Raw genomic sequence first — 13,339 nt, 5'->3', positions numbered from 1 at the left:
CCCGGAGTGATTGGAAAGCGCATTCGCATTAGTGATGTGATGATGGTTTTGACGCGTTTACGGTGATTTATTCACCTCAGTGCCCAGCCGAATGCTGGTTAGAAACCGCCGTGAGGGGGAGTTGCGTTTTTGATGGGTCGAAAATGCACCAGTAAATGGGCAGAACGAATACGTCAGCCAATGCTGCGGTAATCCTGCAGCCCCTGATAGAAGAAGACAGTTGCAGGTGAATCACGCACGGGTAACTTGCAGCTAGGTTCGTCAAAAAACCCAAGGGTATAAGCGCAGTCACAGCGAATAGTGGCAAAAACCGATTGTGAAAATGCGGGGGTTTTGTCTTTTTGTGCTGTATGTTAATTTAATATTGTTGCGGTGAATCCCCCTATGCGGTGGGGCTAATCAGCCATTGAATTAAGATAGTCACAGAGTGAGCGAGCCGAGGTTGGCTGACCAGAGGTTCACCGGGAGGCACCCGGCACCGTAACTTTCAAAGAAAAAATATTTCCAGTCTTCCAGATGAAATACCCCGTAGCGATTCAAGCTTCATTCGTATAAGTGTTGGGAGTAAATTCCTTTTCTAATACATAAACCCATACTTTTTGGGATTTCATCAAGTATGAAAAAGTATGCGAGCTAATTTTTTTTAAGAAAATTCACCGTGCACATCCCCCATATGCTTGTATAAAGAATAGTGACGACTCTTTCGAAATGGTTATGTTTCCCCGATATAATATTTTGAGAGCGTGGTTTTTTGCCCCGTTCGAGACAAGCTCCCCCCCTTATCGAACGGGGCTTTCTTTAGACTTTACTTAACTCTCAAAACAATATGTTAGGTATGTCACACAATAAAAATGATTACTGGAAGGGAGACCTGACATGTTTTTTGTATCGGTACCTGCGCATATAGACCAGATTGTAAGAAAAGCCGTTTGTACATCTTTTCCAAACCTCACACATAATGAATTGATGTACAGCATAAAATTTGAGTCTACTGAGCCATATACCGGAAAAATTTATTTTCACTCAAATGGCAGAGATGATGAAATCATTGGTTTCAGCATCGACACTGCCGGGATGGTGACAATAACTAATTGAATTATCCAGCCTTAAATGTTTAGTGCAATATCCTGCTCATCCTTTCATAATTTAGCTAAACATTTCATCACAGATGGGGACATTATACTGTGATAAATACTCGCAGATTTAATGGCTTGGAATTTGCTTTCGCGTGAGTACTGTAATTTCTCAATATCTATTTGTGACCGCCCCCTTTCAGTGCTCAGCCGAATGTCAAACTCGTCCCTCAAGTGCGTGTTACCGTTTTCTGGACTTTGTCGTAACAGAACAACGCAGAATTCCTTTCCCGGCAATTTAAACCTGTGGTTTTTTTATGAGTTTGGATGCCAGGAATCATTCAATAATCATAAAAAAAACCTCACTTCTGCTCCGTGCAGATAGTGAGGTAGCCAATCATCGGCCAACATCAGGGAAGAGAAGACCTTACATCTGTGATGGTTAATTGTTAAGTGTTTTTTAAGTGACTTAAGGCTGCCATTAGGTGTCCTTTCTACTTTGAGCCACCACTTAATCGGTTATCTATTCCATTTTCGCAAAGCGATTGAACCGCTAATTTCTTCCTATAACTCGACTCCCCCCTGCTGGCAACATCCGTTGGCTTTGTCGCTCCCGGAGGCTAAAAATGTGTGATTGGGGGTTCGAACCTAAGATGTGGCAATGCGAGGGTTGCATTAAAGAAGGTAAAATCTTGGTGGCTACCAACCTTGCGTGGGAAATCGGAACCTTTCGGCTATAGCACTGGGTAAGTATTCAAAATACGTCTCTCACGCGTTATTACGCAAAAAAGATAGTTTAAACATCATTATATCAAGCAGACTTGACTGCCTTTCTACTGCCGTTACTTTGATTGCGAGGTTAAGACCATTAGCCATGATAAGGGACTTGGGGAAGTTTTGTCAGCTTGATCCCATCGCAGAGTTAAAGCTCACAGAAACGATAGCCATCATCAAAACTCCATCAGTTTTGTCGCAAGCCATTGCGGTGAAGAAGTTTCAAGTTTGTTATTAGTTACAAGATGTTATTGAGTAAATCAAAGCTGTAGAATTTGTGTTAAGTTCTCACCTCTAATGATAAGGGAGAATCATATGGCTTCACTTTTTAATACTACTAATAAATCTGCACGGAATTACATTACTGCGTTATGGGCTGGTTTTTTAGGTGGCAATATAGCGAGTTTTGTAAAATGGGGTACAGAGAGTGTGCTTCCTCCAAGAACAGCGGATAGAGCAATCCCACCCGCCGAAATGCTTAGCGATTTTGGTTTAAAAGTTAATGAAATGGTCTACACATACTCAGGCCATATTGTTAACTGGGGTGTATCAGGGGTACATCATCTCTTCTCGATCGTTTTTGCGATGTTTTATTGTCTGGTTGCTGAAGTCTTTCCTCAGATAAAGCTTTGGCAAGGGGTCGCTTTTGCCATACTCGTTACAATCTGCTTTCACGGCATTGTGTTACCACTTGGTGGGTGGGCCCCCCCGTTATGGGACTTACCACATGATGAAATAATCTCTGAAACTTTTGGCCACATAGTTTGGATGTGGACAATTGAGGTATTCAGGAGAGATATCCGCAGTCGTATGACCAAAAAAATGGATCCAGAATTCCAATAATTATTATCTATTCCAGCAGAAAATTAAATAGGCCACCTACTGGTGGCCTATTTATTTCCTGAATATAGCACCCAGGTATGTCGATGCCTGAAGGTCACGCGCAGTGTATTTTACGCTCGGAGCAGGAGGGCAGCACTTAGAGAAAATGTTCTGATGGACTATTCATTTTCATGGAAAAGTCTCCGAACCACCGAACTCCAGATAGATTTTCGCCAGGTTCTGGAACTGATTAAAGCGGTTTTCATCCAGTGATAGTTCTACCTGGCGGCGCTTCTCCTGAGCATCAAGCCAGAATGAGACAGGCACAGCGCCCTGGCGATATCGCACTTCATTCAGTCGCTCAGATTCCATTGCCAGCTCAAGTCCTTCATGCAGTCTTTTTTCCTGGGCCAATAACTGATTACGAAGGGACAGCTCGTCTTCGATACTGCTCATCGCTTTATATAGCGACTGCTTAAACTCCAGTAATCGCTGTTCGTAATCGTTGCGGGCAATCTTCACTTCCATGCCCTGCTGCCTCCACTCGAGAAACGGCAGCGTCAGGTTAGCACCAACGGAGCCAACAGGGTTTTGCAGGAAAGCCATCAGCGAACTGCTGCTGGTACCGAGAGAACCGGTCAGACTGAAAGCGGGATAGAATTCTGTGCGCCTGATATCAACATTGGCCAGAGCTTCACGCACCCGCCACTCTTTTGCACTGATATCGGGTCTGTGTCTCAGCACGCTAGCCGGAATGTTCGCATTAACCGGGGGCATTGCCCCTTTTGGCAACGTCATCGGTTCAGCCACGGGACTGCCTGGTGCGGCACCCAGCAATACCGCCTGCTGATTCAACGCCTGCAAACGTTCACGACGCAGCCCGGTGAGTCTGTTTTCCTGGATCAGCAAGCTTTGTCTGGCATCAACCACATCAAGTAGTGAAGCACCACCCGCCTGATGGCGGGCATTCGCCAGGCGTAGAGTTTCTTTTGCGTAGCCGATGCTCTGCTGAAGGACGTTTATTTGTTGGTTAATAAAACCAATACGCCAGTAGTTGTCACTGGCCTCAGAGAGCAAGGTTAGCCGTGCTGAGCGCAGATCCTCTTCTGTGGCCTGACTTGCCCAAATTGCGGCATCGCGCTGACGGGCTATTTTGCCCCACAGATCCAATTCATAACTGGTATTAAGGTTGCCAGAATTGCCGTTTTCCCAGCTGTGTGAACCGTTAAGCTGTTTTCTGCTGTCTACGCCCAGCGTCCCCTTTAACCCCGGATCGTTTGTAATGCCCACTTTCTCAGCGTCAAGCCTTGCCCGGTACAGCCGTAAAGCGGCTAAAGCAACGTCATTATTGCTAGCCATAACCTGGCGTAACCAGCTATCCAGCAAGGGATCATTAAATGCTTTCCAGTCAAACGGCGCGGGCTCCCCGTCGGCATCGTCGCTGTACCAGCTGGCCGGATAATCCACGACAGGTGCGTGATAATCACTTTTCATTAAGTTTGCACAGCCTGCACTGAGCGTGGCAGCAATGCATAAAGCCAAAGGTGATAAAGTTCTCATAGGTTACTCGCTGGCCAATGAAGCGACCGGATCCATCCTTGCCGCCTTACGGGCGGGGAGATAACCGAAGATCATGCCGATTATTGTTGAGCAGAAAAATGCGGCTGCAGCAGCCTGCCATGAATAGATGGCGGTAAACATTCCGCCTGCCAGTGCTGTGAACAATGCGCCTGCCGCATACGATAGCGCGATGCCTAACGCACCACCAATCAGGCATACAAGCACGGCCTCAATCATAAATTGCTGCATGATATCGCTACGACGAGCTCCAACCGCCATGCGCACGCCGATTTCATGGGTTCGTTCGGTAACAGACACCAGCATAATGTTCATCACCCCAATACTCCCGATCATGAGTGAGATGCATGCAACCATAAGAATCAAAATGCTGAAAGTCATCGAAGTACTTTCAATGGATTTTCTTATCTGTTCAAAATTATAAAGCTGGAAGTCTTTAACGCCGTGGCGCTGGGTTAGCAGTTGAGATATAGCACTGACAGCTGCCTCGTTAGCTACATTGTCTTTCAGCCTGACGCTGATGCTGGTCAGAACCGGTTTACCTGCCATTCGGTACATTACCGTACTATAGGGCATCCACACGGTAATTCGGTTTGGTGCATAGCTACGATTGCTGCTCTTAGCGATGCCCACAACGCGTGCAGGCACGGAGCCGAGAAATACAATTTGCCCCAGGGCCTTTAATCCTGCCTCATCAAATAAGGCCATGCGTGCATTTTCATCGATAATCACTTCCTGCAGTGCGTTACGATCATCCCTGAACGTTGCCCCTTGCAAAATCTCAATGCCGTTTACGCGGAAATGATCTTGGCCAACGCCATTAATTGAGGCGGTTGCGGATTTTCCGCGAAAACGAATGTTGTCTGAGGCACTGATTTCCGGGCTTACGCTGTCAATAAATCCCTGCTTCGCTAGCGCCGCAGCATCTGCAGGAACCAGCGTACGAATACTTTCGGCGCTGTCGTCGAAGAAATCCTTGCCCGGATAAATGCTCACCACGTTGGTGCCCAGATCTTTAATATTCTCCAGCGTCCGCTGCTTAGCCCCTTCACCGAGCGCTACCACTGTGACCACGGCAGCGATGCCGAAAATAATTCCGGTCATGGTTAAGGTTGTGCGTAAACGGTGTGCGTTCATCGCTTTAAGCGCCATTTCCAGAGATTCACGTGTACGATCGAGAAAACTTTTCCAGCGGCTTTGTTGGGTCCGGTTGGGGGGTGGCAGTATTTCCGTAGTGGTCAACCGGCTGCCGCTGTCAGAGATTATTTCACCATCACGCAGTTCAATAATTCGCTGAGCATGTTGCGCCACTTTCATATCGTGGGTCACAATCACCACGGTGTGACCCCGCTGGTGAAGTTCGCTGAGGATAGCCAGCACTTCCTGCCCGGACTGCGTATCCAGCGCACCGGTCGGTTCGTCCGCAAGAATTATCTCTCCACCGTTGATCAGCGAGCGGGCAATACTGACACGCTGTTGCTGGCCGCCGGAAAGTTCACCGGGTTTATGGTGCTCACGCCCTTCTAACCCGAGCCTGGCCAGCAATGCTGCCGCTCGTAGTCGACGCTGGTCACGTCCGCTGTTGGCGTAAATGGCAGGTATCTCAACATTGCCCAGTGCGCTGAGATCAGGCATCAAATGATAGCGCTGGAAGATAAAACCGATATGCTCACGCCGTATCCTTGCTAGCTCATCCGGTGAAAGCTGGGCGGCGTTTTGCCCGCCGATGTAATAATCTCCGCTGTCGGGGACGTCAAGACAACCCATTATGTTCATCAGAGTAGATTTACCTGAACCTGAGGCGCCGATAATCGCCACCATTTCACCGGCTGCGATGGTCAGGTTCACTCCTCTCAGGACGGTAAGCGTCTGGCCGCCATTACGATAGGTACGGCTAATGCACTTAAGCTCAATGATATTACTCACAGTACGAACCCTTCCCCAGGTGATTTTTCGCCTGGTTGCGACAGCACGACATTTTCCCCGGCTTTTAAGCCATCAAGGATTTGAATATCAACGCTGTTGGTTATTCCGGTTTTTACCTGGCGCGTTTCAAGCTTGCCGTTACCTGTCAGAACCTGCACCTGCTGCTTATTCCCGTCGGCTTTTTGCACCGCCTGAATGGGCACCAAAAGCGTATTTTTACCTTCGCCAGCAAGTAGCGTGACCTGTGCGGTCATAGCAATTCGCAGTCGGTTTTCCGGGTTAGGCACGTCCAGAAGCGCGTTGTAGTAGACAGAAGCATTTGAGGTGCCGGAGCCTGATGCCGAACTGTTGCTGGCAAGAGTGTCGTCTTTCATTACGGATTCTGGCGCCAATTCAACGGTGCGCAATATCGCGTCATACTCTTTGTCCGGTTCCGAGAAAATGGTGAAGCGTGCTTTTTGACCAATGGAAATACGTGTGATATCGGCTTCAGAGATCTGCGCCTTAATGGTCATGACATCCAATCTTGCGAGCTTGATAATAGTCGGTGCGCTCTGACTGGAGTTAACCGTTTGTCCTTGCTGTGTAACAACTGCGATAACGATCCCGTCCATAGGAGCTATGACTCGTGTATAGCTCAGGTCGACCTTTTTCTTATCTACCTCTATCTGCGCTTGCACCAGTCGTGCATTTAGCGACAGTAGCTCCGCACGGGTGGTAGCCAATGTTGCTTCTGCGGACTCAAAATCTTCACGTGAGCTGGCTTCTTCGTTAAGCATCTGTCGCTGCCGTTTATAACGAAGTTCTGCCTGTTTCAATAGTGCCTGCTTAGCTTGCAGATCTGCTTTAACCACGTTGAGCGCTGCTTCTGCGTTACGTAAATCATTACGCTGCGGCACATCGTCAATGTCCGCTATTGGCTGCCCTTTAGTGACGTGATCGCCAGCCACAACTTTCAGTGATTTAACCTGGCCTGAGACCTGAGCACCAACGTTAACGCGCTCTATCGCGTCAATTCGCCCGGTAGCCAGTACTGAATTTTCGATATCCCCTACGCGTACTGGAGCTGTGACATATTCTGCGACCGGCGGGCTACGTAGGAAGAAGAGCAATGCAGTGATAAGAACAAGTAGTAGTACAACAGCAAAAATGACGACGCTACGTGAAGTGGGTTTCATTAACATTGTTCGAGTTTTCCATAACTATAAAAAGCTTGATGCCAGATACCATAATGCCATCGCCAGCCTCTACTGGAGTTAAATATTGTCTGTTTACATCATTGCAGTTATCCACTTATCTACAGGCTAGATCCAATAATAAGATCCAAAATAGATCATCTAATAGATCAAAAGAGATCCCCGATCATCTGCAAGCCTTGTCCCATAAGGGCTCAACCCACATTGTTAACCACTATAAATAGTATTCTAACCTCTATAGAGAGTGATACAACCACTGTAGACAGCATACCAACCTCGCTGGCGAGCAACTAAAAACCACTACAGTCAGTAAACTATCATTGGAGAAGTACATAACTTTTCCCCGAGGCGACCTAGTTAAATTTATAAAAATTATAATATTTCTCCTAAACAACCTCATGCTGCAGCATTAATGGTCACAGGTTAGTCACAGCGTTGCTTTTCGATTGTGACCGCCAAGTGGATCCTAACACTCAAACTTAACTCCCTGTTTTTAAAGTTATCCTAAGCTTCGATCCAATAATAAGATCCTTATAGACCCTTTAAGACCCTAAGAGATCCCCGTTCTCTCGCAGGCCTTGTCCTATCTGGGCTGAACGGTGATCGTTAACCGCTATAGTCAGTAAAGCAACCACTGTAAAAAGCAAACTAACCACTATGACCTGTGGTAAAACCGCTATAGTGAGTGTTAGTATCCACTGTATTGTGTACAGCAAGTCTCTTATCCACATTCATTGTGAGAGCTGATAATGTCTGAAAATGAGCCTAAAAACATAGAGATAGCTAAAGCATTCTCTGAAACTGACAAGCGAACAGGTGAACTTGTTACTCTGGTTCCTAACAGCAATAACACTGTTCAGCCTGTTGCGTTGATGCGGTTGGGCTTATTTGTTCCTACCCTGAAGTCCACGGCACGAGGACGTAAAGGTCAGATGAACTCAATGGATGTCACCTCTGAGCTTAAGCAGCTCTCGATCGTTAAGTCTGAGGGATATGAGAACATCAAGATAACCGGTGCCCGGCTTGATATGGATAATGACTTTAAGACTTGGGTTGGGATCATACATGCCTTTGCCAAGCACAAGGTCCTGGGAGACTCTGTATACCTTCCGTTTGTAGAATTCGCTAAGCTGTGTGGGATTCCATCCGCACGCTCTTCTGCGAAGCTCAGGGCGCGTCTGGAGGCGTCTCTTGAACGTATCGCCACTAACACCCTATCGTTTTCAAACAAAGAAGGTGATTACTACGTAACTCACCTTGTTCAGTCAGCAAAATACAGCCCGAAAAAGGATGCTGTTGAGTTGCAGGCGGATCCTAAGATCTTTGAGTTGTATCAGTTCGATAAGAAAGTCCTTCTGCAGCTCCGGGCTATCAACGAGCTCTCCCGCAAGGAGTCTGCGCAGGCTCTGTATACGTTCATTGAAAGCCTTCCGACAGACCCAGCTCCAATTTCGATGTCACGCCTGCGTGCCCGCCTTAATTTGACCTCGCGAGCCATCACTCAAAACGCGACTGTACGCAAGGCCATGGAGCAGTTAAAGGCTATTGGTTATCTTGATTACACAGAGGTTAAGCGTGGCAAGGCAGTATATTTTTGTATCCACTATAGGCGGCCAAAGTTACGCCCTGCGCAAATTCCTACGGGCATAGGTGATGATGTTTATGATGTAATCGATGAAGAAAACGTCATTGATATCCCGGCAGAGAAGGTTGCTGATTCAACAGCACCTCGGGAGATGGTAATGCTGACTAAAGAAGAACTTGAGTTGTTGGAACAGATTCGCCAGACAAAGAAATAAAGTTGGTCTCTTGCTGTTAATTGGCCTAAAGCCTGCTGAAGTAATGGCAGGCTTTTTCATATCCACTATAGAAAGCTGACTAACCACTGCGGTGAGCAACCTATCCACTGTAATCAGTAAAAGCTCCCATCACGTAATATCCTATCCACTGTAGGCTGCATTCATTACTCTCTATAGTGGTTATTAAGATGATCTCCTCTAACCCCCCTAGTACTTACTAACCTGAAACACCTTATCTGGTAAGGGTCAGTGGTTACTAACTTATTGATGGATTCTTGAAGTTTCTCACTATAGTGGTTTCTACTACCCACAGTGGATATTTCAATTTTAGGTGTTTTCTTCTCTCCTTAGTGGATATTACTCTCTGCAGTGGTTGTTCCTCTCCATAGTGGTTTGAGTGTCGTTACTCGCCACAGTGGATAGTTCTCTCTATAGTGGATATGCACATTAGGCAGAGATATGCCTGGCAAAAGTTTTAGCCTGTTTTGAGACAGTGTCACTTTTGGGACCAGATAGTGAATATTTTCAGCGAACGATCGGGAGTGAGAAGAGAAAATGAAATACCTTCTTGGTGACAGCGAACAGAGCATGCTTAAAGCAACTGACACCAACAAATCGGGTGGTCAAGTATGTCAGTAAAACGCTTTTCTAGAATTTAACGCGCATAAGGTCACTGAAACGTGTCGTGTACGCAGGGGATAACATTTGGCGTTTCATCTCCCATGACTTTTGGATGCCCTGGCCGGCGAACCATACGCGCCCTTTTCCGCTGTGATTGATCCCATCGAGTACTGCCATAAGTTGTTCACTGTTAGACCTTGGTCTGTTTTCATCAAACAAACCTAGCTGGGCCACACCCTGACTGTAAAAGTCACCAAGCATTACTCCACATTTTTGAAACCGGTGGCCGTCCTGCCATATGGCATCCAGGCATTGAGTGGCCGCAGCTACGATATCCCGGCTGTCCTGAGTGGGGATCTGAAGCTTTGTGCCTGCTGTTTTTCCAAAATAGACTTCGTTTACGGCAAATGGGCTTGTTTTAACAAATGCTGAGATATGTCGGCAATACTGACGTTCGCCACGGAGTTTCTCTGCGGCACGTACTGCATGACTACAGATCGCCTCCCGCATTAAATCGTATTCTGATACGCGATCACCGAATGACCTGGAGCAGACTATTTGCTGTTTTGTCGGTGCAAATTCTTCCAGCTCCAGACAGGGTTCGCCGCGCAGCTCCCGGACAGTGCGTTCCAACACAATATTGAAGTGTTTCCGTATCAGCGGTGTGGGAGCATCAGCTAGCTGCAATGCCGTTTGAATTCCCAAATCATTTAGTTTTTTAGAAATCCTCCGCCCCACTCCCCATACGTCAGCGACCTCAACCAAGTTCATCAGTTTGCGCTGACGGGCAACCAATGATAAATCAACGACACCGCCAGTTTTTGTCCACTTTTTGGCGGCATGATTCGCCAGCTTTGCCAGCGTTTTCGTCGGACCGATGCCTACGCCAACGGTAAGTCCTGTCCATTTGAGAACCTTCGCCCTGACCTCCCGTCCGAAATCCTCCAGATTTTGACAGTTGCTGACGCCTTGCAGATTTATGAAAGCCTCATCAATCGAATACACTTCGACAGCTGGAGCCATTTCTTCAAGTACGGTCATTACTCTTGAGCTCATGTCTGCATAAAGGGCGTAGTTACTGCTGAAGGTAATAATGTTGTTCCGTTCGAAGAGCGCTCGCATCTTAAAAAAAGGCTCGCCCATTTTGATACCGAGTCTTTTTGCCTCTGCACTTCGGGCAATGACACAGCCATCATTATTGCTAAGCACTACCACTGGTTTTCCCTTCAGGTCAGGCCTGAATACTGTCTCACAACTGGCATAAAAGCTGTTCACATCAGCAAGGGCAAACATTACTGAAACCCGTTTATGCTAAAAGTGACTACGCCAAACACTTCTAACTCGTCGCCGCCGTCATGCAAAACGATGGGTGGAAAGTCAGGATTCATCGGAACGAGCTGTACTACGGGGTGCAAACAAAGGCGTTTTACGGTGTACTCCCCCGCCAGTGACGCAATTATGATGTCGCCGTGCTTTGCCTCAAGGCTTCTATCCACTACAAGCAGTGACCCTTCATAAATACCCGCGTCAACCATGCTCATTCCTGTGGCCATTACAAAGTAAGTAGCTGCCGGGTGATTTACACAAAGCTCATTTAGATCAATCCCTTTCTCAATATAATCTTGCGCCGGTGAAGGAAATCCAGCCTGCACTTTATCCTGAAATAAAGGAATCAAACACATCAAAGGGTCAGTTGCTGGGTAAAAGATATTCATAGTACACACTCATCAAATACTGTTTATGCATACAGTATAATCATGGGCTCTTAAACTTGTGAAGAGCTGCGCCCAAGAAAAGTCTTAGGGTGCTGATCACCAAGGAAACAAATAATTTTGATTTAGAGTCTTGCTGCTCATAGACGCCAATGTGTAAGTATTCCTGCAATGCACGGCATTCATTGTGTACGTATGAAGTGATAAGTATTACTTCACATGTAATAATTACTCGATATTACTTCACATTTAACTTTTGTGAGTTATTATTTACGAAATACTACTTTTGATGTCACGGGTGACAAATGATCACGATTATTGGATGCAATAAAGGTGGGGCCGCGAAAACTACAACTGCAGTCAATATTGCTGTGGGTTTGGCGTTATCTGGCAAGGATGTTTGTCTGGTTGATGCTGATGTTCAGCGCTCTGCCTCCAGGTGGTATGCAGAACGCGAAGCCGCGGGTCTTACCCCTTCTATCACCCTGATTGAGAAAAGAGACAATATTTCTCAAACATTGAGAAGCCTTGATGAGAAGTTTGATCATGTCATCGTGGATGTTGCCGGCCGAAACAGTCGGGAGCTGATTACAGGTGGAACGGTAGCTCATCAGATCATTGCTCCGCACCAATGTTCTCAGTTGGATCTCGATACCATGGTTGAGCTTCAGCAGCAGTTAGAAAGCATGCGGGATTTAAATCCTGAGCTGAAAGCATATTGCTATCAAAGTATGGCCACTACGAATCCGCTCCTTCAGGGAAATGAACGCCATGAGTTTCTGGAATATGTCCGAGAATTTGAAGGGCTGATCCCTTTGACCGCAACGGCATGTTACCGAAAGGTTTACCGTGATGTGATGTCTGAAGGTAAGTCTGTTCTGGAAACGTCTAATGAAAAAGCCAAGGCTGAAGTTCTGGCTCTGTTGAATGAGGTATTTTAATGGCTTTAAAGAAACCCCCTTTCACCAATCGGCGCATAGTAACTGAAGCAGAGGCCGATGCTCTGGCGAACAGACTGGCAGACCGTCCCTATGGCGATGAGAAAGTAGTTGCTGAACCTGTACCAGAAATATTGACCAGGACAACCATTTCTCTGCCTCAGAATACATTGCGTGAAATTGAAGACCTGGCGTTGCATAACAAACGCGTCGGTATTGCGCCTAAAAGCGTGAGCGCTATCATCCGCGATGCTCTGGACGCATACCTCAAGAAAGTATGATTTCATACTTATTCAGCACTGGGCTTCTTTCGAAGTCCAGCGCCCTCCCCTTCTGAAATCACTCATCATCTAATAATTCACACTTCACACTTCACACTTCACACTTCACACTTCACACTTCATCATTATGCTTCCCGACTTCTTCCGTTGCGGATTTAATGAAAGAGCAAGAATGGTGCTAGGTTTCAGATAGTAAAACTGTTTGGAGCATACATAACCTCATAAGTACTTGGCGATCAGCAGATTCAATCTCCAGTATTACGTAATAATTCATACTTATGATTGCCGCGAAGGTTGATTCCGGGAGATTTGACTTAGAATATGACCTCATACCTCAGTTCAATTTGCTAAGGTCGACCAGAACGTGTTGCAGTGAACGGACCTCATAATCAGTTCGATATGCATCGCTCTCATCGATAGAATCATACTGAATAATTCATTATTCATATTTATTACTTCCTAAGTGTGAGCTATGAAAACTATACGCTTCAGCGTAGTGAGAAATGTTGATTGGCGATTTCACGAAGAAGCTTCAAGCGGCAATGAGCGGGGCCTGCTGGCAATGGCGAAATCTATACGTCGTAATACTGATGATTTAGCAAGTAGCACTTATGAAGTA

The 13,339-nt window shown here is 46.5% G+C and carries 9 protein-coding genes; 4 read left to right on the top strand and 5 right to left on the bottom strand.

Annotation, left to right across the window (positions count from 1 at the left end):
• Positions 1-2,162 precede the first annotated feature (2,162 nt).
• A complete protein-coding gene (locus ACLBVC_RS23275; protein ID WP_195815923.1) occupies positions 2,163-2,690 on the top strand; it encodes a YagU family protein in 528 nt (175 codons plus the stop codon).
• 168 nt (positions 2,691-2,858) lie between these two features.
• On the opposite strand, the gene etsC is transcribed toward ACLBVC_RS23275, so the two are convergent.
• Genes etsC through etsA form a run of 3 tightly spaced genes read right to left on the bottom strand, consistent with a single transcriptional unit; the run spans position 2,859 to position 7,357 of the window.
• Positions 2,859-4,229, bottom strand: a complete 1,371-nt coding sequence (gene etsC, locus ACLBVC_RS23270) for a macrolide efflux RND transporter outer membrane subunit EtsC (protein ID WP_410151600.1) — start codon at positions 4,227-4,229, stop codon at positions 2,859-2,861.
• 3 nt (positions 4,230-4,232) lie between these two features.
• A complete protein-coding gene (locus tag ACLBVC_RS23265) occupies positions 4,233-6,173 on the bottom strand; it encodes a MacB family efflux pump subunit (protein WP_410151599.1) in 1,941 nt (646 codons plus the stop codon).
• Entirely contained in the window at positions 6,170-7,357 is a 1,188-nt protein-coding gene (gene etsA / locus ACLBVC_RS23260; protein ID WP_458351918.1) for a macrolide efflux RND transporter periplasmic adaptor subunit EtsA, read from the bottom strand. The genes ACLBVC_RS23265 and etsA overlap by 4 nt, the downstream gene beginning before the upstream one ends.
• A gap of 761 nt (positions 7,358-8,118) precedes the next feature.
• Here etsA and ACLBVC_RS23255 point away from each other — a divergent pair.
• Positions 8,119-9,168, top strand: coding sequence for a RepB family plasmid replication initiator protein (locus ACLBVC_RS23255; protein ID WP_104925376.1), 1,050 nt, complete (start codon positions 8,119-8,121; stop codon positions 9,166-9,168).
• Between the two features lie 648 nt (positions 9,169-9,816).
• On the opposite strand, the gene umuC is transcribed toward ACLBVC_RS23255, so the two are convergent.
• Together umuC and umuD are read right to left on the bottom strand one after the other, a co-directional pair.
• Positions 9,817-11,082 carry a translesion error-prone DNA polymerase V subunit UmuC gene (gene umuC / locus ACLBVC_RS23250; RefSeq protein ID WP_195815926.1) on the bottom strand — a complete coding sequence of 422 codons (1,266 nt, stop codon included), beginning with the start codon at positions 11,080-11,082 and terminating at the stop codon, positions 9,817-9,819.
• Positions 11,082-11,504 (bottom strand): translesion error-prone DNA polymerase V autoproteolytic subunit, encoded by a 423-nt coding sequence (umuD, locus tag ACLBVC_RS23245; RefSeq protein ID WP_195815927.1) that lies wholly within the window; start codon positions 11,502-11,504, stop codon positions 11,082-11,084. The genes umuC and umuD overlap by 1 nt, the downstream gene beginning before the upstream one ends.
• Positions 11,505-11,806: 302 nt before the next feature.
• Here umuD and ACLBVC_RS23240 point away from each other — a divergent pair, with 302 nt between their 5' ends.
• Entirely contained in the window at positions 11,807-12,442 is a 636-nt protein-coding gene (locus ACLBVC_RS23240; RefSeq protein WP_104925380.1) for an AAA family ATPase, read from the top strand.
• The gene (locus tag ACLBVC_RS23235; RefSeq protein ID WP_104925381.1) at positions 12,442-12,720 is read left to right on the top strand and encodes a ribbon-helix-helix domain-containing protein; all 279 of its coding nucleotides are present in this window, start codon (positions 12,442-12,444) and stop codon (positions 12,718-12,720) included. Before ACLBVC_RS23240 ends, ACLBVC_RS23235 begins: the two co-directional genes overlap by 1 nt.
• Positions 12,721-13,339: the final 619 nt, after the last annotated feature.

This window comes from Rahnella selenatireducens (genome assembly GCF_046449555.1).
Taxonomy (GTDB): domain Bacteria; phylum Pseudomonadota; class Gammaproteobacteria; order Enterobacterales; family Enterobacteriaceae; genus Rahnella; species Rahnella selenatireducens.
Note: the sequence above shows the minus strand (reverse complement) of the source record. Positions and strands in the feature narration are given on the sequence as shown.